Below are 23,109 nucleotides of genomic sequence, written 5' to 3' on the forward strand. Positions count from 1 at the left end.
TGGTTTTCCCCCGAGAATGGGACTGTACTGCGCACGGCACGGGCGGGGCAGACAGGGGGAACTGATGTCCGTATTAAGTTCCGGCTTATTCACCGGTGCCCGCAGGCAGTTCGACCTGACGCGCAAGCGCGTCTCCGTCACCGTGAAACGGCTCACCGCGGGCGCCACCGCCCTCTCCGGCGTCGGCATCGCCCTCGTCGCGCTGCTGAAGGACAAGACGAGCGGGCCGCTGATGTGGATCCTCGTCGGCTTCGTCGTGCTGGGGATGGTGTCGCTCGTCGCCGCGGCCGCCCCGCCGCAGGGCCGCCCCGTGGAGGACCCCGCGTCCCCCACCGCCTACCCCCCGAACAACCTGCCCTTCCGCTCCCGCTACTTCGTCGGCCGCGAGCGGGAGATGGCCCGCGTCGAGCGGTCCCTGCGCTCGCGCAAGGGCGGCAGGGACCGCCGCGTCTGCGTCATCCACGGCACCGGCGGCGTCGGGAAGTCGCAGCTGGCCACCGCCTACGCGCACGACAAGCTGGCCGACCACAGCCTGACCCGGTGGCTCAACGCCGCGAGCCCCGACCGGCTGCTGTGCGACCTCCTCGAACTGGCCGAGCTGCTCGGCATCCCGTACCACGAGTCGAAGACCGTCGTCCTGACCCGGCTGTGGAGCTGGCTGCGCGACCACCCCGACTGGCTCCTCGTCTACGACAACGTCCAGCTCGACGGCCCGGAGGCGACCGGCGAGGGGCCCGTCGACCGCCAGCAGCGGCTGCAGCCCCTGCTGCCGCCCGAGGGCGTCGGCGAGGTGCTGATCACCACGCAGCTGCGCGAGGGCTGGACCGGCCTGTGCCCGGACCCCGTGGAGCTCGCCGTCTACGACGAGGCCGACGGCATGGCCTTCCTGCGGCTGCGGACCGGCTCGGACGCCGACGAGCGCCTGGCCCGGCTCGGCCGGCAGCTCGGCTGGCAGCCGCTCGCCCTGGAGCAGGCGGGGGCCTACATCGAGCAGGCCGAGATCAGCGTCCGGGGCGAGGACTACGACGCCTATCTGCAGCGGCTCTCCGAGCAGAGCGCCGACAGCGACGCCAAGACCTTCGAGCTCGCGATCGAGCGGATCGGCGCGCAGCAGCCGGCCGCCGAGGACCTGATGCGGCTGTGCTCGTTCCTCGCCTCCGAGGACGTGCCCCGCACGACCCTCTTCCGCTACCGCTCGGTCCTGCCCGACCGGCTCCGCCTGGTCATGGACGACCAGCTCGCCTTCACCCGGCTCGTCCTCAAGCTGGTCCACCACTCCCTGATGACCCGCCAGGGCGACGGCCGCACGGAACCGGTGACGTACGGCATCCACCCCCGGGTGCAGATCTTCATCCGCTCCCGGCTGACCGGCCACGAGCGCCTGGAGTGGTCGCAGGCCGCGGTCCGGCTGATCGAGGCCGCCTTCCCCCTGGTCCCCGACCAGCTGGAGTCGCGCGGCTCCTGCGAGCGGCTCATGCCGCACGTCGACGCGGTCACCGCCGAGCCCGCCTGGGCCGCGGACAGCGACGGCGAGCTGGGCGCGGCCCGCGACCCGGAGGCCCTGGTGCGCCTGCTGCACCGGGCGGGCAGTTACCAGAACCACCGCTGCGACTGGGAGAGCGCGCTGGCCTTCTTCACCCGCGAGGCGGAGCTGCGCCGCATCGACACCGGCTCCGACCACGCCCTGGCCACCTCCTATCTCGCCGTCGCCCGCCAGCACTACCTGCTGGCCCACCTGGACACGGCGGAGGCGGCCTGCGGCCGGGCGCTCGCGCTGTGCGACACCCACAAGGACGACGAGGCCTTCCAGCAGGTGCGGGCGCGCTGCTGCCGGCAGTTCGGCGGCATCCTGCGCGAGCGCAACCGGTTCCGCGAGGCGGGCGGCTACCTGGAGGCGGCGCTGCGGATCTACGAACACCAGGGCTCCGGCTGGGAGGTGCTGGACTGGGCGGTCACCGAACAGGAGGCGGGCATGATCCACCGCAACGCGGGCCGCCTGACCGACGCCCTCGACTGCTACGGGCGCGCCCGCGACCTGGTCGGCGGCGGCGGCTCCACCGGCCTGGAGGAGCACGTGCTGTTCCACGCCATGCTCCGCCGCGACGTGGGGATCGTGGCGCAGGACCGGGGCGACCTGGCGACCGCCGAGCGGGAGCTTTCGGCGGCCCACGAGGTCTTCCGCACCAAGCGCGGCGCGGAGGACTTCGAGACCGCGCAGGTCGCCAAGTTCCTCGCGGACGTGCTGCGCCGCACGGGCCAGCGGTGCAAGGCGGACTCCCGCGCCGCCCGCAGCCCGCTGCGCAAGCGCCGGCTGCGCGCCGAGGCGCAGGCCCGCCTCACCGCGGCGCACGAGCTCCTGGGGCCGGTCCTGACGCTGCTCGGCAAGCGCCGCACGACGGAGGCCCACACCTACGCCGCCTGCCTCAACAAGCTCGGCTCGCTCCAGTGGGCGCAGGGCCACCCGCACCAGGCCGCCGCCACGCTGCGCGAGGCCGAGGAGATCTACGTCACGGCGTACGGCCCCGACCACCACTACCGGGCGAAGACCCTCTCCCGGCTCGGCCCGGTGCTGCGGGCCGCGGGCGACCGGGACGGCGCCGAGCGGGCGCTGCGCACCGCCGAACGCATCTTCGTCACCGGCCTGGGCGAGGAACACCCCTGCTTGGTGGCGGTGTACGCATTCCTCGCCGACTGCGCCGCGGACCCGGCGGCAGCGGCGGAGCTCCGGTCTCGCGCGCAGGGCATCCACCGGTCGCTCTGGGCCGACTCGTCCCCCTCGTGAAGACATGCACAAGCGGCCCCCTACGATGGTGCGCGTGCCAAACGTGACCCGAGCCGACATCGCTCAAGCCGCACGGAACCCGCTCGCCTTCATCGCCGAGCGCTGGACCCCCACCCAGCGGACCGTCCAGCAGGCGGCCCTGATCTCGCTCGTCATGACGGTGGTCATCGTGGTGACGGGCGGCGCGGTGCGCCTGACCGGGTCGGGCCTGGGCTGCCCGACGTGGCCCAAGTGCACGGACCAGTCGCTGACCGCGACGAGCGAGATGGGCTTCCACGGCGTCATCGAGTTCGGCAACCGCATGCTGACGTACGTGCTGTGCGCGGCCGTCGGCTGGGCGATCATCGCGGCCCGTTCGCAGAAGCCGATGCGGCGCAGCCTGACCCGGCTCGGCTGGACCCAGTTCTGGCTGGTCATGGGCAATGCCGTGCTCGGCGGCATCGTGGTCCTCGTCGGCCTGAACCCGTGGACGGTCGCGGCGCACTTCCTGCTCTCCTCGGCCCTGATCGCGGTCGCCGGGACCATGTGGCAGCGCACCCGGGAGGGCGACGCGGAGCCGCGCCCGCTGGTCGGCAAGGCCGTGGTGCAGCTCGTCTGGGTGCTGGTCGCCGCCTCCGTGCTGCTGATCGCCGTGGGCACCGTCGTGACGGGCTCGGGGCCGCACGCGGGCGACTCCAGCGACGTGCCGCGGATGGGCTTCGACTGGGAGGCGGTCAGCAAGCTGCACGCGGTCCTCGCGTGGATCGTGGTGACGCTGACGTTCGCCCTGTGGTTCGTCCTGAAGGCGGTCGACGCGCCGCCGGGACCGCTGGCCCGCACCCGCCAGCTCTTCCTGATCCTCCTGTCGCAGGGCGCGATCGGCTACGTCCAGTACTTCACGGACCTGCCGGAGCTCCTGGTCGGCCTGCACATGTTCGGCTCGTGCCTGGTGTGGATCGCGGTCCTGCGGGTCCTGCTCTCGCTGCGCGAGCGGCCGGTGACCACGGCCGACCTGCCCGCGCAGGCGGACGACTCACGGCTCTCGACGGTCTGAGCGGGGCGCGTCCCGGGGCCCGCGCCGCGCGCAGAGAGGCCTACGCCCCGCACGGCTCCCCCGCGTCCGGCAGGCCGTAGACCCGCCGGGCGTTGCCCGCGGCGATCAGCCCGGCCACCCGCTGCGCGTCGGTGAGCGACCAGGCGCCCTCCGCGACCCAGGTGCCGAGCACCCGTCCGAGGGCCTCCCTGAACAGGTGTGCCCCCACGACGTGCAGCTCGGGCAACCCGTGCGCGCCGCTGGAGAAGAGCAGCTTGCCGAACGGCGCCAGTTCGAGGATCTCCGCGAGCACCGCGGCCGCCCGGGCCCCGGTGCTGACCAGGGCGGGGCCCAGATCGGCGTACACGTGCGGGAAGACGGCCGCGAGGTGGGCCGCGCTGCGGTGGTAGGGGTAGCCGTGCAGCAGCACCAGGTCGGTGCCGAGCCCGGCGGTGGCCCGCGCGAAGTCCCCGAAGTAGGTCTGCGGGTCCCCGGCGCCCGCGTGCAGTTGCAGCGGCCGTCCCGAGGCCACCGCGATCCACAGCAGGTGGCGCAGCAGCACGGGATCGGCGAGCGCCCCGCCCACCTGCCGCCCCGCGAGCCAGCGGCCCACCGCGCCCCGCACCTCGCCCGGCCCCGGCGGCTCGGGCGCCAGCGCGGTGGGGTGGCGCACGCCCGCCACCGAGGTGAAGGCGACGGCGCCGACGGCGGCGGCGTGCACGGACTCGGCGAGGTTGGCGAGAAACGAGTCGGCGGTGCCCGAGGTGTCGGCGACCTGTTCGGCCAGCAGTTCCAGGCGGACGATCTCGCGGGCGGCGGCGGCGCCGGTGGAGGCCATCTCGGCGGGGCCCGTCAGGTCGCCCGGCAGCCCGGTGTCGACGAGGTAGGTGGTGATGCCGCTGCCGCGCAGCAGGCGCCGCCCGGACTCCAGGACGCCCAGCTCCCTGCGGCGGGCCAGATAGCGGGCCGGCGGGCAGTGCGGCTCCATGCCGAGCAGCGGCGGGCACCAGCGGCGCACCGCGAAGCCGGTCTGGGTGTCGAAGAAGGTGGTGCCGGGGGCGGGCGGGCCCCCGCCCCGGCCGAGGTGGGCCTCGAACGTGCCGAGGCCCAGCTCCGTGCGCAGGACGCCGTGGCAGTACTGGTCCACCAGGGACGGCGTTTCGATCATCCGGACTCCCGATGAGTGGACCGTGTTCTTACGTTCTTACGGTCCTAACGGGTGAACCGGGCGTCAGGTGTTGCTCACGGCCGGTCTCGGCCGAAGTACGGCCGGACGTCAGCCGTTGCTCGGGCCGCCGAGCTGGATGCCGGCCATCCGCTTCCACTCGTACGGGCCGGTCCTGACCTTGGCCGCGAACTCGCCGTCGAAGTCCTCGTGGACGGTCACCCCGGCCTTCTCGACGGCGCTCCGCGCGATGGCGTACGTGGGGGCCACCAGGTCGCCCCAGCCGCCGTCCGCGCCCACCAGGACGATCCGGGTGCCCTCGTGGCCGATGTAGGCGACCTGCGCCTCGGCGCCGCCGTGGGCCTGCGCGAAGGAGCCGATCTGCCGGGCGAGCCGGGCCGCCCTGCGCTCGGCCTTCGCGGCCTGCTTGCTGTCGTCCACCTGCTGCGTGTCTGCCATGGGCAGGATGCTACCGACGGGTAGATCAACTGGCGACGGGCGGGGTGCGTGGTGTTGGACACCACGCACCCCGCCCGTCGGCGCGGCGGTGCTCAGCGCGGGAATCAGCGCGGGATCAACGCAGGAAGGGGTCCACCGCGACGGCCACGAAGAGCAGCGAGACGTAGGTGATGGACCAGTGGAAGAGCCGCATCTCCTTGAGCTTGCCGCCGGTGACCTCGGCCTTGGCGCGGTTCTGCAGCCCGTGCGCCTCCCACAGCCACCAGCCGCCGGTGACCAGCGCGACCGCGGTGTAGAACCAGCCGGTGTAGCCGAGCGGCTGCAGCAGCAGCGAGACGGCGACCATCACCCAGCTGTAGAGGACGATCTGGCGGGCGACCACCTTGTTGGAGGCGATGACCGGCAGCATCGGGACGCCCACGCGCGCGTAGTCGTCCTTGACCTTCATGGAGAGCGGCCAGTAGTGCGGCGGCGTCCAGAAGAACATCACCAGGAAGAGGACGACCGGCGCCCACGACATCGAGTTGGTCACCGAGGACCAGCCGATGAGGACCGGCAGGCAGCCCGCGATGCCGCCCCAGACGATGTTCTGGGAGGTGCGGCGCTTGAGGATCATCGTGTAGACGACCACGTAGAAGAGCAGCGCCCCGAGTGAGAGCCAGGCCGACAGCCAGTTGACGGCGAGGCCGAAGAGCAGGGTCGAGACCACCGCGAGGGTGATGCCGAACACCAGGCACTCACGCGGGCTGACCATGCCGGTCACCAGGGGCCGCTGCGACGTGCGGTCCATGAGGGCGTCGATGTCGCGGTCGATGTACATGTTGAGGGCGTTCGCGCCCCCCGCGGAGAGGTATCCGCCCAGGCAGGTCACGAAGACCAGCCACAGGTCGGGCACCCCCTGCTCGGCGAGGAACATCACCGGAACGGTGGTGATGAGCAGCAGCTCGATGATCCGTGGCTTGGTCAGCGCCACGAAGGCCTTGACACGAGCCCCGAACGGCCGATGGCTCGGGCTAAGGTCCGTCCCGGAAACCCCCGCTGGACGGGATTCAACGGCCGTCACGCACACCCCTGACAGAGACATCCCAGCGGGCCGACCAGCGCCTTCAGACATGAAGAAGCGGTAAAGGCCCGCGCGTACCACGCCACTGTAGACGTTGCCCATACCTCGCCCTTCGCGGGGGTGGGTTCGTGTTGGGCGACCGGTCGAACGGCGTCCGTGGCGAGTTGAGCCGTCAGCTGAGCGGAACCGGGTGTTCATTGAGCGGACAAACGGGCGGTACCGGTGACCTTATGAGCGGACATATGAGCGACCCCATATTCACTTGCCGAATGCCCGCGCTTTCCTTTCGGGAGGCGGATCCTCGCATGTCACTGCAGTCTGGAATGACTCGAAAAAATGAGCGTTCTAGCAGCGGTAGGCTCGACATCGGCCGGTGGGATCTACACCGCCGGCATTCGACATGTGGAGAGGAGCCCTGACTCAGGGTGAGCACCAAGCCGACCACCACAGACCTCGAGTGGACCGAACTGGACCAGCGGGCCGTTGACACCGCTCGCGTCCTGGCCATGGACTCCGTACAGAAGGTCGGCAACGGCCATCCCGGTACGGCCATGAGCCTCGCGCCCGCCGCGTACACCCTCTTCCAGAAGGTGATGCGCCACGACCCGGCGGACGCCGAGTGGACCGGCCGTGACCGGTTCGTCCTCTCTGCGGGCCACTCGTCCCTGACCCTCTACATCCAGCTCTACCTGGCCGGTTTCGGCCTGGAGCTGGACGACCTGAAGGCCTTCCGCACCTGGGGCTCCAAGACCCCGGGCCACCCGGAGTACGGCCACACGGTCGGCGTGGAGACCACCACGGGCCCGCTGGGCCAGGGCGTCGCCAACGCCGTGGGCATGGCGATGGCGGCCCGCTACGAGCGCGGTCTGTTCGACCCGGAGACCGCCGAGGGCGCGTCCCCGTTCGACCACTACGTGTACGCGATCGCGGGTGACGGCTGCCTCCAGGAGGGCATCTCCGGCGAGGCCTCGTCGCTGGCCGGGCACCAGAAGCTCGGCAACCTGATCCTGCTGTGGGACGACAACCACATCTCGATCGAGGGCGACACCGAGACCGCGGTCTCCGAGGACACCCTCAAGCGGTACGAGGCGTACGGCTGGCACGTCCAGCGCGTGGCGCCCAAGGAGGACGGCGACCTCGACCCCGCCGCGCTCTACGCCGCGATCGAGGCCGCCAAGGCCGAGACCGGGCGCCCGTCCTTCATCGCGATGCGCTCGATCATCGCGTGGCCCGCGCCGAACGCGCAGAACACCGAGGCCGCGCACGGCTCGGCGCTCGGCGACGAGGAAGTGGCCGCCACCAAGCGCGTCCTCGGCTTCGACCCGGAGCAGACCTTCGAGGTCTCCGACGAGGTGCTCGCGCACGCCCGCAAGGCCCTCGACCGCGGCCGCGAGGCCAAGGCCGAGTGGAGCAAGGGCTTCGCCGCCTGGCGCACCGCGAACTCCGCGCGCGCCGCGGAGTTCGACCGGATCGCCGCGGGCGAGCTGCCCGAGGGCTGGGAGGAGAAGCTCCCGGAGTTCGAGACCGGCAAGGCCGTCGCCACGCGTGCCGCCTCCGGCAAGGTGCTGCAGGCGCTCGGCGGGATCATCCCCGAGCTGTGGGGCGGCTCCGCCGACCTCGCGGGCTCGAACAACACGACGATCGACAAGACGAGCTCCTTCCTCCCCGCGGGCAACCCCCTCCCGGAGGCGGACCCGTACGGCCGCACCGTGCACTTCGGCATCCGCGAGCACTCCATGGCCGCGGAGATGAACGGCATCGCGCTGCACGGCGGCACCCGCATCTACGGCGGCACCTTCCTGGTGTTCTCCGACTACATGCGCAACGCCGTCCGGCTGTCCGCGCTGATGCACCTCCCGGTGACGTACGTGTGGACGCACGACTCCATCGGCCTCGGCGAGGACGGCCCGACCCACCAGCCGGTCGAGCACCTGGCCTCGCTGCGCGCCATCCCGGGCCTGAACGTCGTGCGCCCGGCCGACGCGAACGAGACCGCCGTCGCGTGGCGCGAGATCCTCAAGCGCTACACGAAGGAGTTCGGCAAGGGCGCCCCGCACGGCCTCGCGCTGACCCGTCAGGGCGTGCCGACCTACGAGCGCAACGAGGACGCCGCCAAGGGTGGCTACGTCCTGTTCGAGGCCGAGGGCGGCTCGCCCGAGGTCGTGCTCATCGGCACCGGCTCCGAGGTCCAGCTCGCCGTCGAGGCGCGCGAGCAGCTGCAGGCCGCCGGTGTGCCGACGCGCGTCGTCTCGATGCCGTCGGTCGAGTGGTTCGAGGAGCAGGACCAGGGGTACCGCGACAGCGTCCTGCCGCCGTCCGTCAGGGCGCGGGTGGCGGTCGAGGCCGGCATCGGTCTGACCTGGCACCGCTTCGTGGGCGACGCCGGCCGCATCGTCTCGCTGGAGCACTTCGGTGCTTCCGCGGACGCCAAGGTGCTCTTCCGCGAGTTCGGGTTCACCGCCGACGCGGTGGCCGAGGCGGCGCGGGAATCGATCGCCGCCGCTCAGCGCTGACGCCCGTATACGACCAAGTAGGAGATGTAATTCCATGACAGACGCACTCAAGCGCCTCTCCGAAGAAGGCGTCGCGATCTGGCTGGACGACCTGTCGCGCAAGCGGATCACGTCCGGCAACCTCGCCGAGCTGATCGACCAGCAGCACGTCGTGGGCGTCACGACCAACCCGTCGATCTTCCAGAAGGCGATCTCGTCGGGCGACGGTTACGAGCAGCAGCTCGCCGACCTCGCCGCCCGCAAGGTCACCGTCGAAGAGGCCATCCGCATGATCACGACGGCGGACGTCCGTGACGCCGCCGACATCCTGCGCCCGGTCTTCGACGCGACCGGCGGCCAGGACGGCCGGGTGTCGATCGAGGTCGACCCGCGCCTGGCGCACGACACGGCGGCCACGGTCGCCGAGGCCAAGCAGCTCGCGTGGCTGGTGGACCGCCCGAACACGCTCATCAAGATCCCGGCGACGAAGGCGGGCCTGCCCGCGATCACCGAGGTCATCGGCCTGGGCATCAGCGTCAACGTCACGCTGATCTTCTCGCTGGAGCGCTACCGCGCGGTCATGGACGCCTTCCTCGCCGGCCTGGAGAAGGCCAAGGAGCGCGGCCTGGACCTCGCCAAGATCCACTCGGTGGCGTCCTTCTTCGTGTCCCGCGTGGACACCGAGATCGACAAGCGCCTGGACGGCATCGGCACGGACGAGGCCAAGGGCCTCAAGGGCAAGGCCGCCCTCGCCAACGCCCGGCTGGCCTACGAGGCGTACGAGGAGGTCTTCTCCTCGGACCGCTGGGCCGCCCTGGACAAGGCGCAGGCCAACAAGCAGCGTCCGCTGTGGGCCTCGACCGGCGTCAAGGACCCGGCGTACAAGGACACCCTGTACGTCGACGACCTCGTCGCGCCGAACACGGTGAACACCATGCCGGAGGCGACCCTGGAGGCCACCGCCGACCACGGTCAGATCACCGGCAACACCATCGCGGGCACCTACGACGCCGCGCGCGCCGAGATCGCCGGCGTGGAGAAGCTCGGGATCTCGTACGACGAGGTCGTGCAGCTCCTGGAGGACGAGGGCGTCGAGAAGTTCGAGGCGTCCTGGAACGACCTGCTCAAGTCGACCGAGGCCGAACTCTCCCGGCTCGCTCCCTCGAAGGGCTGACCACCTTGTCAAGCAGCAATCCGCTGCGTGACGCCGCAGACCGACGGCTCCCGCGTATCGCGGGGCCGTCGGGCCTGGTCATTTTTGGCGTCACGGGCGATTTGTCCCGTAAAAAGTTGATGCCTGCCGTCTACGACCTCGCCAACCGAGGTCTGCTGCCGCCGGGCTTCTCCCTCATCGGCTTCGCCCGCCGCGAGTGGCAGGACGAGGACTTCGCGCAGGAGGTGCACGACGCCGTCAAGCAGCACGCGCGCACGCCCTTCCGCGAGGAGGTCTGGCAGCAGCTCATCCAGGGCATGCGCTTCGTCCAGGGCAACTTCGACGACGACGACGCCTTCGAGCAGCTGAAGGCCACCATCCAGGACCTCGACAAGGCGCAGGGGACGGGCGGCAACTTCGCCTTCTACCTCTCGGTGCCGCCGAAGTTCTTCCCGCAGGTGGTCCAGCAGCTCAAGAAGCACGGCCTCGCCGACGCCCCCGAGGGCTCCTGGCGCCGCGCCGTCATCGAGAAGCCGTTCGGCCACGACCTGGCGTCCGCGCAGGACCTGAACGCGATCGTGCACGAGGTGTTCGCCCCGGACCAGGTGTTCCGGATCGACCACTACCTCGGCAAGGAGACCGTCCAGAACATCCTGGCGCTGCGCTTCGCCAACCAGATGTTCGAGCCGATCTGGAACCGGTCGTACGTCGACCACATCCAGATCACCATGGCCGAGGACATCGGCATCGGCGGCCGGGCCGGCTACTACGACGGCATCGGCGCCGCCCGTGACGTCATCCAGAACCACCTGCTCCAGCTGATGGCGCTGACCGCGATGGAGGAGCCCGCCTCCTTCGACGCCGACGCGCTGGTCGCCGAGAAGGCGAAGGTGCTCGGCGCGGTCAAGCTGCCGAAGGACCTCGGCAAGGACACCGTGCGCGGGCAGTACGCCGCGGGCTGGCAGGGCGGCGAGAAGGCCGTCGGCTACCTCCAGGAAGACGGCATCGACCCCAAGTCGAAGACCGACACCTACGCGGCCATCAAGCTGCAGGTGGACAACCGCCGTTGGGCGGGCGTCCCGTTCTACCTGCGCACCGGCAAGCGGCTCGGCCGCCGGGTGACGGAGATCGCGGTGGTCTTCCAGCGCGCTCCGCACTCCCCCTTCGACCACACCGCCACCGAGGAGCTCGGGCAGAACGCGATCGTCATCCGCGTCCAGCCGGACGAGGGCATCACGGTCCGGTTCGGCTCGAAGGTGCCCGGCACCTCCATGGAGATCCGGGACGTGTCGATGGACTTCGCCTACGGCGAGTCCTTCACCGAGTCCAGCCCGGAGGCGTACGAGCGCCTGATCCTCGACGTGCTGCTCGGCGACGCCAACCTCTTCCCGCGCACGGAGGAGGTCGAACTGTCCTGGAACATCCTCGACCCCATCGAGGAGTACTGGGACAAGCACGGCAAGCCCGCGCAGTACCCGGCAGGCACCTGGGGCCCGACCGAGGCGGACGAAATGCTCGCACGAGACGGACGGAGCTGGCGTCGGCCATGAAGATCGACCTTACGGACACCACGTCCAGCAAGATCAACAAGGCGCTCGTGCAGGGCCGCCGCGCGATCGGCACGCCGGCCGTCGGCATGGTGCTCACCCTCGTCATCGTCACCGACGAGGAGAACGCCTACGACTCCCTGAAGGCGGCCAGCGAGGCCTCCCGCGAGCACCCCTCGCGCACCCTCGTGGTCATCAAGCGCGCCGCCCGCTCGCCCCGCGACCGCACCACCTCGCGCCTGGACGCCGAGGTACGGGTGGGCGCGGACGCGGGCACCGGCGAGACGGTGATCCTGCGGCTGTACGGCGAGGTGCTCAACCACGCCCAGTCGGTCGTCCTGCCGCTGCTGCTGCCGGACGCCCCCGTGGTCGCCTGGTGGCCGGTGAACGCCCCGCTGGACCCCGCCAAGGACCCCCTGGGCGCCCTGGCCCAGCGCCGCGTCACGGACACCTACGCGGCCGAGCAGCCGATCCACGAGCTGACCGCGCGCGCCGAGGCCTACCACCCCGGCGACACGGACCTCTCCTGGACCCGCATCACGCCGTGGCGCTCCATGCTCGCCGCCGCACTCGACCAGGTGACCTGCAAGGTCACCTCGGTGCAGGTGGAGGGCGAGGAGTTCAACCCGAGCTGCGAGCTGCTCGCCATGTGGCTCGCGGACCGGCTCGACGTGCCGGTCAAGCGCTCGCTGTCGGCGGGCCCCGGCCTGACCGGCGTGCGCATGGAGACCAGCTGCGGTCCCATCGTGCTCGACCGCGCCGACGGCTCGCTGGCGACGCTCTCCATCCAGGGGCAGCCCGACCGCGCGGTGGCGCTCAAGCGCCGCGAGACGGCCGAGCTGATCGCCGAGGAGCTGCGCCGCCTGGACCCGGACGACACCTACGCCTCCGCGCTGAAGTACGGCGTGGACCGCCTGGGCGAGTCCGCCGAGCAGGTGGCGCCCGCCGAGGAGAAGTCCACCGGTTCCGCCGGTGACTCCTCCGCCGACGGGCCGAAGCAGTCCGCGGGGAAGGCGCCGGCCAAGAAGGCCCCGGCGAAGAAGGCGGCCGCGAAGTGAGCGGCACCCCGCAGCTCGTCGTCCACCGCGACAAGGAGCTGATGGCGCAGGCCGCCGCGGCCCGCCTCATCACGAAGATCGTCGACGCGCAGGCCGCCCGCGGCCACGCGTCGGTGGTCCTCACCGGCGGGCGCAACGGCAACGGCCTGCTGGCGGCGCTCGGTTCCTCCCCGGCCAAGGACGCGATCGACTGGTCGCGCCTGGATCTGTGGTGGGGCGACGAGCGCTTCCTGCCGGACGGCGACCCGGAGCGCAACTACACGCAGGCCCGCGAGGCGCTGCTGGACTCGGTGCCGCTCGACCCGGCCCGGGTGCACCCGATGCCGGCGTCCGACGGCGCCTACGAGGTGGACGCGGCGGCCGAGGTCTACGCCGCCGAACTGGCCGCCGCCGCGGGGCCCGAGGACCACGGCCAGGTGCCGACGTTCGACGTCCTGCTGCTCGGCGTCGGCCCGGACACGCACGTCGCGTCGCTCTTCCCCGAGCTGCCCGCGGTGCGCGAGACCGAGCGCACGGTGGTCGGCGTGCACGGCGCGCCGAAGCCCCCGCCGGTCCGTGTCTCGCTCACGCTCCCGGCGATCCGGGCGGCCCGCGAGGTGTGGCTGCTCGCGGCGGGCGAGGACAAGGCGCAGGCCGCGGCCATCGCCCTGTCGGGCGCCGGCGAGGTGCAGTCGCCGGCGTCCGGGGCCTACGGCCGCGCGCGCACGCTGTGGCTGCTCGACGCCGCCGCGGCCGCGCAGCTCCCCCCGGAGCTGTATCCGCCGGCCGTGGCGTAGCCGCCGCGCCGCACACGTCCTGAGGGCCCCGCACCACCCGGTGCGGGGCCCTCAGGCGTCGACGAGGACGCGCCGGTAGCTGCTGCCGTCCTGCTCGCGCACCAGGAGCCCGTCGGACACGCAGTAGCGGCGCAGGGCCGCGGTGTCGTCGTGGACGGTGCCGAACGCGTCGTTGACCTCGCGCTCGCTGTAGGCGCGCCCGGCGTCGAAGAGGGTGCCCGTGAGGTGGACGAGGAGTTCGTGGCGCACGACCGGGCGTACCGGGATGGCGGTGAGGCGGCCGTGCGCGAAGAAGCCGGTGAGGCGGCGCGGCACGGTGGGGTGGATGTCCACGGGGCCCGGGGAGCGGCGGAAGACGCCCGGGTCGGCCCGCAGCGATCCGTCGGGCAGCCGCTCGACGAGTCCGGTGGCCAGCAGCCTGCCCAGGTGCTTGCGGGCGACGGCGGAGTCGGCCTCGCGCGGCGGCAGGTCGTCCAGGACTATGCGTGCGTACAGCCTGAGTCTGTCGGGGTCGGCGAGCGCGGCGTGCAGCTGGTCCATGACGGGGTCCCTCCCGGCGGATGACAGAGCCGAAGCAGTGTCACCCGCCGGGTGGGGCGCCCGCATCCGATTAACGCCCGCCGGGATTCAGCGTCGCGGGCTCAACGGCCGCGCAGGTCGCGGTACTTGGCGACCAGGGCCGTGGTCGAGCCGTCCAGGCCGGGCACCTCGACGCCCTCGGTGAGCGCGGGCTCGACGCGCTTGGCGAGCACCTTGCCGAGCTCGACGCCCCACTGGTCGAAGGAGTCGATGTTCCACACGGCGCCCTGGACGAACACCTTGTGCTCGTAGAGCGCGACGAGCTGGCCGAGGACCGAGGGGGTCAGCTCCTTGGCGAGGATCGTCGTCGTCGGGTGGTTGCCCTTGAACGTCTTGTGCGGGACGAGCTCCTCCGCGACGCCCTCGGCGCGCACCTCGTCGGGCGTCTTGCCGAACGCCAGCGCCTGCGTCTGCGCGAAGAAGTTGGCCATCAGCAGGTCGTGCTGGGCGACCAGGCCGGGCAGCAGGTCGGCGACCGGCTCGGCGAAGCCGATGAAGTCGGCCGGGATCAACTTCGTGCCCTGGTGGATGAGTTGGTAGTAGGCGTGCTGGCCGTTGGTGCCCGGGGTGCCCCAGACGACCGGGCCGGTCTGCCAGGCCACCTCCGCGCCGTCCCGGTCGACGTACTTGCCGTTGGACTCCATGTCCAGCTGCTGGAGGTAGGCGGTGAACTTGGAGAGGTAGTGCGAGTACGGCAGGACGGCGTGCGACTGCGCGTCGTGGAAGTTGCCGTACCAGATGCCCAACAGGCCCATCAGCAGGGGGACGTTGGACTCGGCGGGCGCGGTGCGGAAGTGCTCGTCGACGAGGTGGAAGCCGTCGAGCATCTCACGGAAGCGGTCGGGCCCGATGGCGATCATCAGGGAGAGGCCGATCGCCGAGTCGTAGGAGTAGCGCCCCCCGACCCAGTCCCAGAACTCGAACATGTTGTCCGTGTCGATGCCGAACTCGGAGACCTTCTCGGCGTTCGTCGACAGGGCCACGAAGTGCTGGGCCACCGCGTCCTGAGAGGCCTTCAGCTCGGTGAGCAGCCAGTCGCGCGCGGAGGTGGCGTTGGTGATCGTCTCGATGGTGGTGAACGTCTTCGAGGCGATGATGAACAGCGTCTCGGCCGCGTCCAGGTCCCGCACGGCCTCGTGCAGGTCCGCGCCGTCCACGTTGGACACGAAGCGGACCGTGAGGTCGCGGTCGGTGAAGGAGCGCAGGACCTCGTACGCCATCGCCGGACCGAGGTCGGATCCGCCGATGCCGATGTTGACGATGTTCTTGATGCGCCTGCCGGTGTGGCCGGTCCACTCGCCGGAGCGGACCTTCTCGGAGAAGGCGCTCATCTTGTCGAGGACGGCGTGCACCGCCGGGACGACATTCTCCCCGTCGACCTCGACGACGGCGTCCCGCGGGGCGCGCAGCGCCGTGTGCAGGACCGCGCGGTCCTCGGTGGTGTTGATCTTCTCGCCGCGGAACATGGCGTCCCGCAGCCCGAAGACGTCGGTGGCGGCGGCCAGCTCGCGCAGGAGCGTCAGCGTCTCGCCGGTGATCAGGTGCTTGGAGTAGTCGACGTGCAGGTCACCGACCTGGAGGGTGTACGTCGTGCCGCGCGCCGGATCGGCGGCGAACAGCTCGCGCAGCCGCACCTCCCCGAGCTGCTCGCGGTGGTGCGTGAGCGCCGCCCACTCGGGCGTCGTGTTGAGCCTGGCGCGGCTTTCTGCGTTCATCTCGGACTTCAGCCTTCTCTCGTACCCGCGTACGTCCATTGCCCCGCTGCACCCTCCAACCTAATCGATCAGGGACCGGTATGAGATGTCTGAAACTGTCTGTCCGCACCCGTACCGACATAAGAAACCGGCCGGACACCTTCTCGGTGTCCGGCCGGTTCTCAAGTACTAGATCTCGCCCCGCAGTTTGGCGAGCGCTTCCGCGAGGATGGCCTCGCCGTCCGCGTCGCTGCGCCGCTCGCGTACGTACGCCAGGTGCGTCTTGTACGGCTCGGTGCGCGGCGGGTCCGGCGGGTTGTCCCTGTCCTGACCTGCCGGAAAGCCGCAGCGGGGACAGTCCCACGTATCGGGGACCTGCGCGTCGCTGGCGAAGCTCGGCTGCGTCTCGTGCCCGTTGGAGCACCAGAAGGAGATGCGCAGTCGCGGCGCGGACTCACCGCGCTCGGCCTCGCCCATCGGCCCCGCCCCGACCCGACTTCCTCGGATCGCGTTGCCACTTGCCACGGTCGTAACTCCCTGCGTGATGGTGCTGCTGCGGGCGCCTCAGTTTACGTAAGGCCCAACGCGCGTCCAGCGTGGGGAGTTACACCCCTCTCCCGGACGCAAGCCCCATGATAAGCCGCGCAGGCGAGCGCGCACCGGACAAGCGGCGAGTGCCTGGCGCTAGTTGTTCGCCTTCATCAGCAGCCCCAGAGCGACAATGCACGCGAACCACAGCAGACCGACCACGACCGTGATGCGGTCGAGGTTGCGCTCGGCGACGGAGGATCCGCCGACGGAGGACTGCATGCCGCCACCGAACATGTCGGACAGACCGCCGCCCTTGCCCTTGTGCATCAGCACCAGCAGCATCATCAGCAGGCTGAAGACGATCAGGGCGATCGAGAACCCCATAACCACGGCTGGACCAACTTCCTCGGATCTGATTCGACGACGGGGGCCGGGGGCTTCTCGCCGGCGGGCATTCCAGCCAGCTTGTCGAGCCTCCGACCCCCGCAAGGGTACGACGTATCGCCGCTACCGCATACTCACTGGTCGCTGAACCGGACGATCTTGACGAACTCGTCCGAGTCCAGCGCGGCGCCGCCCACCAGGGCACCGTCGACGTCGGGCTGCGCCATGATGTCGGCGACGTTCTTCGCCTTCACGGAGCCGCCGTACTGGATGCGGACCTTGTCGGCCAGCTCCTGCGAGTACAGCTCGGCGAGGCGGCCGCGGATCGCGCCGCAGACCTCCTGCGCGTCCTCGGGGGTCGCGACCTCGCCGGTGCCGATCGCCCAGACCGGCTCGTAGGCGATCACGATGGTCTCGGCCTGCTCGGCCGGGACGTCCTTGAGGCCGCCGTCGAGCTGGTTCAGCGTGTACTGGACCTGCTGGCCGGCCTTGCGGATGTCCAGGCCCTCGCCGACGCAGAGGATCGGGGTCAGGCCGTGCTTGTAGGCGGCCTTCACCTTGGCGTTGCAGATCTCGTCGGTCTCGTTGTGGTACTGGCGGCGCTCGGAGTGGCCCACGGCGACGTAGGTGCACTTCAGCTTGGCCAGCATCGGGCCCGAGATCTCGCCGGTGTAGGCGCCGGAGTCCTGCGCCGAGATGTCCTGGGCGCCGTACTTGATCTTGAGCTTGTCGCCGTCGACCAGGGTCTGCACCGAGCGCAGGTCGGTGAAGGGCGGCAGGACGGCGACCTCGCAGGCCTCGTAGTCCTTGTCGGCGAGGGCGAAGGCGAGCTTCTGGACGTGGGCGATGGCCTCGAGGTGGTTGAGGTTCATCTTCCAGTTGCCCGCCATCAGCGGCGTGCGGGTGGTCTTGTCAGTCATGAAGTGTCAGTTCTCCAGTGCGGCGAGGCCGGGGAGCGTCTTGCCCTCGAGGTATTCGAGGGAGGCGCCGCCGCCGGTCGAGATGTGGCCGAAGGCATTCTCGTCGAAGCCCAGGTTACGGACGGCGGCGGCGGAGTCGCCGCCCCCGACCACGGTGAAGCCGTCGCAGTTGAGCAGGGCCCGCGCGACGGCCGAGGTGCCGCCCGCGTAGTCGGGGTGCTCGGCGACGCCGACCGGGCCGTTCCAGAACACGGTCTCGGCGTCGGCGATCTTCGCGGCGAACAGCTCGCGGGACTTCGGGCCGATGTCCAGGCCCTCCATGTCCGCCGGGATCTGGTCCGCCTCGACCGTCTTGAAGTCCGCGGGGGCCTTCGTCTTCAGGTCGGGGAAGTCCGTGGAGACCAGCACGTCGACGGGGAGGACGAGCTCGACGCCGTTCTTCTCGGCGCGCTCCATGTACTCCGTGACGGTCGGGAGCTGGTCCTCCTGGAGGAGGGAGATGCCGACCTCGTAGCCCTTGGCCTTGAGGAAGGTGTACGCCATGCCGCCGCCGATGAGCAGGCGGTCGGCCTTGCCGAGCAGCTCGTCGATGACGGCGAGCTTGTCGGAGACCTTGGCGCCGCCGAGGATCACGGTGTACGGGCGCTTGACGTCCTCGGTGAGCTTCTTGAGGACGCCGACCTCGGTGGCGATGAGGTAGCCCGCGTAGTGCGGCAGCTTGGCCGGCAGGTCGTACACGGAGGCGTGCTTGCGGTGCACGGCGCCGAAGCCGTCGCCCACGTAGACGTCCGCGAGGGCCGCGAGCTGGTCGGCGAACCGGCCGCGCTCGGCGTCGTCCTTGGCGGTCTCGCCCGCGTTGAAGCGGAGGTTCTCGATGACGGCGACCTGACCGGGCTGCAGGCCGTCCACGGCGTCGTGGGCGGCCGGGCCGACGGTGTCCTGCGCGAACGCCACGGGCGCGCCGAGCAGCTCACCGAGCCGCTCGGCGGCGGGCAGCAGCGAGAAGGCCGGGTCCGGGGCGCCCTTGGGGCGGCCCAGGTGCGAGGCCACGACGACCTTGGCGCCCGCGTCGGCGAGGGCCTTGACGGTCGGCAGCACGGCGCGGATGCGGCCGTCGTCGGTGATGGTGCCCTCGGCGAGCGGCACGTTGAGGTCGGCGCGGACGAAGACCCGCTTGCCGTCGACTCCTTCGGCGAGAAGTTCGTCGATCGTCTTCATGAACTGGACTCCTTGGGTGGGCTGACGCGCAACAGGGCCCGGAGCGCGCGGCGTTGCGCGGTCCGGACCCTGTGCTCACATCTACGTGCCTGCTCTGGTGACTAGAGCTGACCGCCGACGAAGACGGTGAGGTCGACGAGGCGGTTGGAGTAGCCCCACTCGTTGTCGTACCAGCCGAGGATCTTCACCGTCTTGCCCTCCTGGACCATGGTCAGGGAGGAGTCGAAGGTGCAGGAGGCCGGGTCGCTCACGATGTCGGACGACACGATCGGGTCCTCGGTGTAGAAGAGGATGCCCTTGAGGGCGCCGTCGTCGGCGGCCTTCTTGAACGCGGCGTTGACCTCGTCCTTGGTGACCTCGCGCTGCAGGTCGACGACGAGGTCGGTGGCCGAGCCGGTCGGGACCGGGACGCGCATCGCGATGCCGTCGAGCTTGCCCTTGAGCTGCGGCAGGACCAGGGCGGTGGCCTTGGCGGCGCCCGTCGTGGTCGGAATGATGTTCTCGGCGGCGGCGCGGGCGCGGCGCAGGTCCGAGTGCGGGAAGTCCAGGATGCGCTGGTCGTTGGTGTACGCGTGCACCGTCGTCATCAGGCCCTTGACGATGCCGAAGTTCTCGTCGAGAACCTTCGCCATCGGCGCCACGCAGTTGGTGGTGCAGGAGGCGTTGGAGATGACGTGGTGGTTCGCCGGGTCGTACTTCTCCTGGTTGACGCCCATCACGATGGTGATGTCCTCGTCCTTGGCCGGAGCCGAGATGAGGACCTTCTTCGCGCCACCGGCGATGTGCTTCTCGGCGTCGGCCTTCTTGGTGAAGATGCCGGTCGACTCGATCACGATGTCGACGCCCAGCTGACCCCAGGGGATGTCGGCGGGGTTGCGCTCGGAGAGCACCTTGATGGTGTGGCCGTCGACCGTGATGGTGTCCTCGGTGTGCGACACCTCGGCCTTGAGGCGGCCCAGGATGGTGTCGTACTTCAGGAGGTGCGCGGTGGTCGCGGTGTCACCCAGGTCGTTGACAGCCACGATCTCGATGTCCGCACCCTGCTCCAGCAGCGCGCGGAAGTAGTTACGACCGATGCGGCCAAAGCCGTTGATGCCTACGCGGATCGTCACGAACCGATCTCCTCGTTGGTACGCCGGTTTTAGACGCCGGCGAGTTGTATGGGATGTCCCCGACCGCCTCCGACCCTACCTCTCTGAAGCCTCTGAGGTGACATCGAGAGGGGCCGTAAGCGGCACTGTGGCCCGTACCCCCCAGTAGGAGTACGGGCCACCGGGACCTAGGTCCCGATTACGCAGCGTCAGCCGCGCAGATGTGCCAGGGAGGCGCCCATAAGAGCGGCCCTCTCGGCCTTTCCGGGGACATGCTCGAACCCGAAGCCGAGCAGCACGCTGTCACGCGCTGTGACCGCCGCGAAGGAGCGGAAGAGCTCGCCGGTCCGGGACCAGTCGCCCGTGATATCGGGACTTCCGGCGGGGGGCGGCGCGACGCTCCAGGAGCCGAGCGATGTCTCGAATCCTTCGGTCTCGGTGGCGGTGCCGCCGACGACCAGCTGCGCGTTGTCGGCGAAGAGGCCGCGGCCGCCGCTGGAGGGGTCGGTGACGGAGCTGAGCGAGACCTCGACCTTCTTGCCCGCGTAGGCGCTGAGGTCGAAGGCGACGGGCTTCCAGCCGCCGGAGGAGCCGGTGAAGCTGTTCCAGGCCCCGCTGGTGCCGGAGGCCGTGCAGCCGCTGTCGCCGGGGGTCAGGTAGTGGCGCAGGAACGGGTGGCCGTTGATGAAGAAGCCGGCCTCGCACTCGGCGGGGACGGCGGCGGACGAGTTGCCGTTCTTGTCCGGCAGCGTGGTCCAGTCGTCGGCGCCCGTGGTGTGCGCCTCCAGGAGTCCGTGGTCGTAGCCGGGCTCCAGGTTCCAGTTGAGGGCGAGGCGCAGCTCGGGCGCGTCGGCGGCCGTGACGCCGGTCAGGTCGATGGTGCGGGTGAGCCGCTTCCAGTCCTGGTCGGCGTGGGTGGCCGAGGCCATGCCCTGCCCCTCGAAGGGCGCGTACGGGTTGGTGAGGCCGGGGTAGTCGCCCGCCGCGGCGCTCTTGAACTGCGGGAACTGCCGGGCGGGCAGCGTCTCGGAGGTGACGGCGAAGCGGCCCGCCTTGTCCAGCGGGTTGGTGTCGGCGGCGGCCAGCGGTGTGCTCACCCCGGAGAGTGCCCCGCTGCCCTTGAAGGCGGTGACGCCGGGCGCGTTGAGCCGCTGGTAGGCGCCGAGGTAGTACTGCGCGAAGTCGTCGGTGAGGGCCGCGCCGAGGTCGACGTTGCCGCCGGCCCGCTCGCCGGACTCGATGAGCTTGCCGCCCTCGTTGAGGTAGTCGCGCAGGGCGAGCTGGGTGGGTGCGCCCGGGACCGGGTCGCCGGTGTAGTGGACGACCGCGGAGAAGTGCGACAGGACGCCGAGCGGGTGCGGTACGCCCTGCTTGGCGACGTCCCAGACGGCGGCGGTGCGGCCGTTGGCCTTCAGGGCGTCGACGTACTTCTGGGTCTGGGTGGCCGTCGCGCCCTCTTCGGCGACGACGAGCGTGCCGGTCTTGGGCCGCTCGGCGACGGTGTAGGTGAAGTGCTCGCTCTGGGTGCGGCCCTTCTTCGTCCGGCCGGTGAACCAGACCTCGACCTTGTCGCCCACGCGCGCGTTCTCGATCTCGGCGCGGTACTGGTCGAAGTGGAGGTTGTCCTCGCCGCCGTAGGTCTCGCCGCCCTTCCAGGCCCTGAGGTCCTCGTCCTGCGTACGGCCGCCGTTGACGCGGTAGTTGAGCTCCTTGTCGCGCACCGACTTGCGGGCGGTGACGGCGACCTCCTGGTCGGCTCCGCGCGCGTAGGAGGTGGTGAAGGAGTCGGGGGTGAAGTCGGGCGCCTCGATGTCGGTGACGGACACCGGCCGGTCGGGGTGGAGCGCGGTCTCGGCGACGGCGAGCGCGAAGGGCACGTTCTTCGCGAACTCCTGCTGGATCAGCTTCTCGTCGTCGGGGAAGGTGAAGATGGAGGCACAGTCCCCGGGCTTCCAGGCGTCGTCCGGGTCCACGTTGGACGCGGTCTGGCAGGTCGACATCTCAGGGGTGAACATCGAGAAGCCGTTGACGTTGCCCGCGTGGCCGTCGGCCTCGCCGTTGGTGGTGTAGAGCTCGGAGGAGACCTGCGGGTGGTACCCCGGGATCGCGGGCTTCTCGGGGGTGCCGGCCAGCGCCTTGTAGAGCACGTCGTCGGGGGTGGGCGTGGCGACCTGCCAGCCGACTCCGTAGAGGATCAGTTCGGCCGCGGAGTGGTAGTTGATGCCGTACGTGAAGCCGATGCGCTTCTGGAAGCGGTCGATCGCCTTGGTCTCCGGCTCGGACATCGGGCCGGTGCCCCGGTAGGTCTCGTTCGTCGACTCCGGGGACGAGCCCTCGTTGTCGTAGCCCCACTTGTAGGCGAAGTTGCGGTTGAGGTCGACGCCGTCGCCGGGGGCGGTCCTGCCGTCGCCGTTGACGTCCCGGAGGTTCTTGCGCCACTGGCGCTCGCCGTCGGCGGCGTGCGTGTAGTCGTAGCCGTCGGGGTTGGCGGTGAGCACGAACCACAGCTCGGTGGAGTCCACGAGCCGGGTGATGCGCCGGTCCTTGCCGTAGTTGTCCAGGTAGTGGTGCATCAGGCGGCGGGTCATCTCGGGGGTGATCCACTCGCGCGCGTGCTGGTTGGACATGTACAGCGTGGAGGGCTTGGAGCCGTCCTTGGACTTCTTGGCGTTCTTGGTGAGCTTCAGGGCGAGGATGTCCTTGCCCTGGAGGGTCTTGCCGATGGAGACGACCTTGGTGAGGCCGGGGTGCGCCTGCCCGGTCCTGACGATCTCCTCCTTGAGGCCGCCCCGGCCGCTGTACGGGCGGAAGACGCCGTCCCCCGCGGCCTTGAGCCGCTTCTCGGCCGCCGTCGACACCGTGTGCTCACTGAGCTCGATGCCCTTGCGCTCGATCGCCTTCGCCTGGGCCCCGGTGAGGTAGAGCTCGACGGTGCCCTTGCCGCTCTTCGGCGTCTGTCCGGCGAGTTCCTGGGCGTCCTGGCCCGCCGCGGCCAGGAGCGGGATCTGCTGCTTGGTGACCTCTGCCCGGTAGACCTGGACGGCCGCCGGATCGTCGGCCGACGGCGCCTTTTCCGGTCCGCTCGCCTGGGCGTGCGGTGCTGCGGCGAGTCCGCCGACGAGAAGTGCGCAGGACGCGAGAACCGATCTCGCGCTCGCTCTTCGTCTCATGAGCCCCCCTTGCGG

18 protein-coding genes are annotated in these 23,109 nt (G+C 70.6%); 7 read left to right on the top strand and 11 right to left on the bottom strand.

All coding sequences use genetic code 11. From position 1 onward, the window contains the following. The first annotated feature begins 64 nt into the window (after positions 1 to 64). A complete protein-coding gene (locus tag ACFYXE_RS33065) occupies positions 65 to 2,782 on the top strand; it encodes a tetratricopeptide repeat protein (RefSeq protein WP_389318968.1) in 2,718 nt (905 codons plus the stop codon). A gap of 4 nt (positions 2,783 to 2,786) precedes the next feature. Further along, on the top strand, positions 2,787 to 3,815 hold the full coding sequence (locus ACFYXE_RS33070) for a COX15/CtaA family protein (RefSeq protein WP_361180629.1): 1,029 nt from the start codon (positions 2,787 to 2,789) through the stop codon (positions 3,813 to 3,815). A gap of 40 nt (positions 3,816 to 3,855) precedes the next feature. Here ACFYXE_RS33070 and ACFYXE_RS33075 read toward each other — a convergent pair whose 3' ends face one another. The 3 genes from ACFYXE_RS33075 to ACFYXE_RS33085 form a co-directional block, all read right to left on the bottom strand. Beyond that, complete coding sequence (locus ACFYXE_RS33075; protein ID WP_389318970.1) at positions 3,856 to 4,962, bottom strand: amidohydrolase family protein; 1,107 nt, start codon at positions 4,960 to 4,962, stop codon at positions 3,856 to 3,858. 108 nt (positions 4,963 to 5,070) lie between these two features. Beyond that, the gene (locus tag ACFYXE_RS33080) at positions 5,071 to 5,418 is read right to left on the bottom strand and encodes a hypothetical protein (RefSeq protein ID WP_389318972.1); all 348 of its coding nucleotides are present in this window, start codon (positions 5,416 to 5,418) and stop codon (positions 5,071 to 5,073) included. Positions 5,419 to 5,533: 115 nt separating this feature from the next. Next, positions 5,534 to 6,487 (bottom strand): heme o synthase, encoded by a 954-nt coding sequence (locus tag ACFYXE_RS33085; RefSeq protein WP_361175195.1) that lies wholly within the window; start codon positions 6,485 to 6,487, stop codon positions 5,534 to 5,536. Between the two features lie 419 nt (positions 6,488 to 6,906). Between ACFYXE_RS33085 and tkt the strand changes: the two genes are divergently transcribed. The 5 genes from tkt to pgl are packed head-to-tail and all read left to right on the top strand — an operon-like array spanning position 6,907 to position 13,507. Beyond that, entirely contained in the window at positions 6,907 to 8,994 is a 2,088-nt protein-coding gene (gene tkt, locus ACFYXE_RS33090; RefSeq protein WP_389318974.1) for a transketolase, read from the top strand. Positions 8,995 to 9,028: 34 nt separating this feature from the next. Beyond that, positions 9,029 to 10,147 carry a transaldolase gene (gene tal, locus ACFYXE_RS33095; RefSeq protein WP_389318976.1) on the top strand — a complete coding sequence of 373 codons (1,119 nt, stop codon included), beginning with the start codon at positions 9,029 to 9,031 and terminating at the stop codon, positions 10,145 to 10,147. A gap of 5 nt (positions 10,148 to 10,152) precedes the next feature. Beyond that, complete coding sequence (zwf, locus tag ACFYXE_RS33100; RefSeq protein ID WP_389318978.1) at positions 10,153 to 11,676, top strand: glucose-6-phosphate dehydrogenase; 1,524 nt, start codon at positions 10,153 to 10,155, stop codon at positions 11,674 to 11,676. Then, on the top strand, positions 11,673 to 12,731 hold the full coding sequence (gene opcA, locus ACFYXE_RS33105) for a glucose-6-phosphate dehydrogenase assembly protein OpcA (protein ID WP_361175132.1): 1,059 nt from the start codon (positions 11,673 to 11,675) through the stop codon (positions 12,729 to 12,731). The genes zwf and opcA overlap by 4 nt, the downstream gene beginning before the upstream one ends. Beyond that, the gene (pgl, locus tag ACFYXE_RS33110) at positions 12,728 to 13,507 is read left to right on the top strand and encodes a 6-phosphogluconolactonase (protein WP_361175135.1); all 780 of its coding nucleotides are present in this window, start codon (positions 12,728 to 12,730) and stop codon (positions 13,505 to 13,507) included. The genes opcA and pgl overlap by 4 nt, the downstream gene beginning before the upstream one ends. Positions 13,508 to 13,558: 51 nt before the next feature. Here pgl and ACFYXE_RS33115 read toward each other — a convergent pair whose 3' ends face one another. The 8 genes from ACFYXE_RS33115 to ACFYXE_RS33150 all read right to left on the bottom strand — a co-directional run bounded on the left by ACFYXE_RS33115 (position 13,559) and on the right by ACFYXE_RS33150 (position 23,094). After that, entirely contained in the window at positions 13,559 to 14,047 is a 489-nt protein-coding gene (locus ACFYXE_RS33115; RefSeq protein ID WP_389318981.1) for a DUF2087 domain-containing protein, read from the bottom strand. A 101-nt stretch (positions 14,048 to 14,148) separates the two neighbouring features. Further along, positions 14,149 to 15,801, bottom strand: a complete 1,653-nt coding sequence (gene pgi / locus ACFYXE_RS33120) for a glucose-6-phosphate isomerase (RefSeq protein ID WP_389318983.1) — start codon at positions 15,799 to 15,801, stop codon at positions 14,149 to 14,151. A 168-nt stretch (positions 15,802 to 15,969) separates the two neighbouring features. After that, positions 15,970 to 16,305: an RNA polymerase-binding protein RbpA gene (locus ACFYXE_RS33125; RefSeq protein ID WP_003957010.1), complete on the bottom strand. Its 336-nt coding sequence runs from the start codon at positions 16,303 to 16,305 to the stop codon at positions 15,970 to 15,972. Between the two features lie 159 nt (positions 16,306 to 16,464). After that, on the bottom strand, positions 16,465 to 16,695 hold the full coding sequence (secG, locus tag ACFYXE_RS33130) for a preprotein translocase subunit SecG (protein WP_055702100.1): 231 nt from the start codon (positions 16,693 to 16,695) through the stop codon (positions 16,465 to 16,467). A 134-nt stretch (positions 16,696 to 16,829) separates the two neighbouring features. Further along, on the bottom strand, positions 16,830 to 17,615 hold the full coding sequence (gene tpiA / locus ACFYXE_RS33135; RefSeq protein ID WP_389318985.1) for a triose-phosphate isomerase: 786 nt from the start codon (positions 17,613 to 17,615) through the stop codon (positions 16,830 to 16,832). A 6-nt stretch (positions 17,616 to 17,621) separates the two neighbouring features. After that, positions 17,622 to 18,833 carry a phosphoglycerate kinase gene (locus tag ACFYXE_RS33140; protein ID WP_389318987.1) on the bottom strand — a complete coding sequence of 404 codons (1,212 nt, stop codon included), beginning with the start codon at positions 18,831 to 18,833 and terminating at the stop codon, positions 17,622 to 17,624. Between the two features lie 101 nt (positions 18,834 to 18,934). Continuing rightward, a complete protein-coding gene (gene gap / locus ACFYXE_RS33145) occupies positions 18,935 to 19,945 on the bottom strand; it encodes a type I glyceraldehyde-3-phosphate dehydrogenase (protein ID WP_361551786.1) in 1,011 nt (336 codons plus the stop codon). Between the two features lie 188 nt (positions 19,946 to 20,133). Further along, positions 20,134 to 23,094 (bottom strand): M14 family zinc carboxypeptidase, encoded by a 2,961-nt coding sequence (locus ACFYXE_RS33150; protein ID WP_389318990.1) that lies wholly within the window; start codon positions 23,092 to 23,094, stop codon positions 20,134 to 20,136. Between the last annotated feature and the right edge of the window lie 15 nt (positions 23,095 to 23,109).

Origin of the sequence: Streptomyces sp. NPDC002564 (genome assembly GCF_042889645.1) — a bacterium.
Taxonomy (GTDB): Bacteria; Actinomycetota; Actinomycetes; order Streptomycetales; family Streptomycetaceae; genus Streptomyces.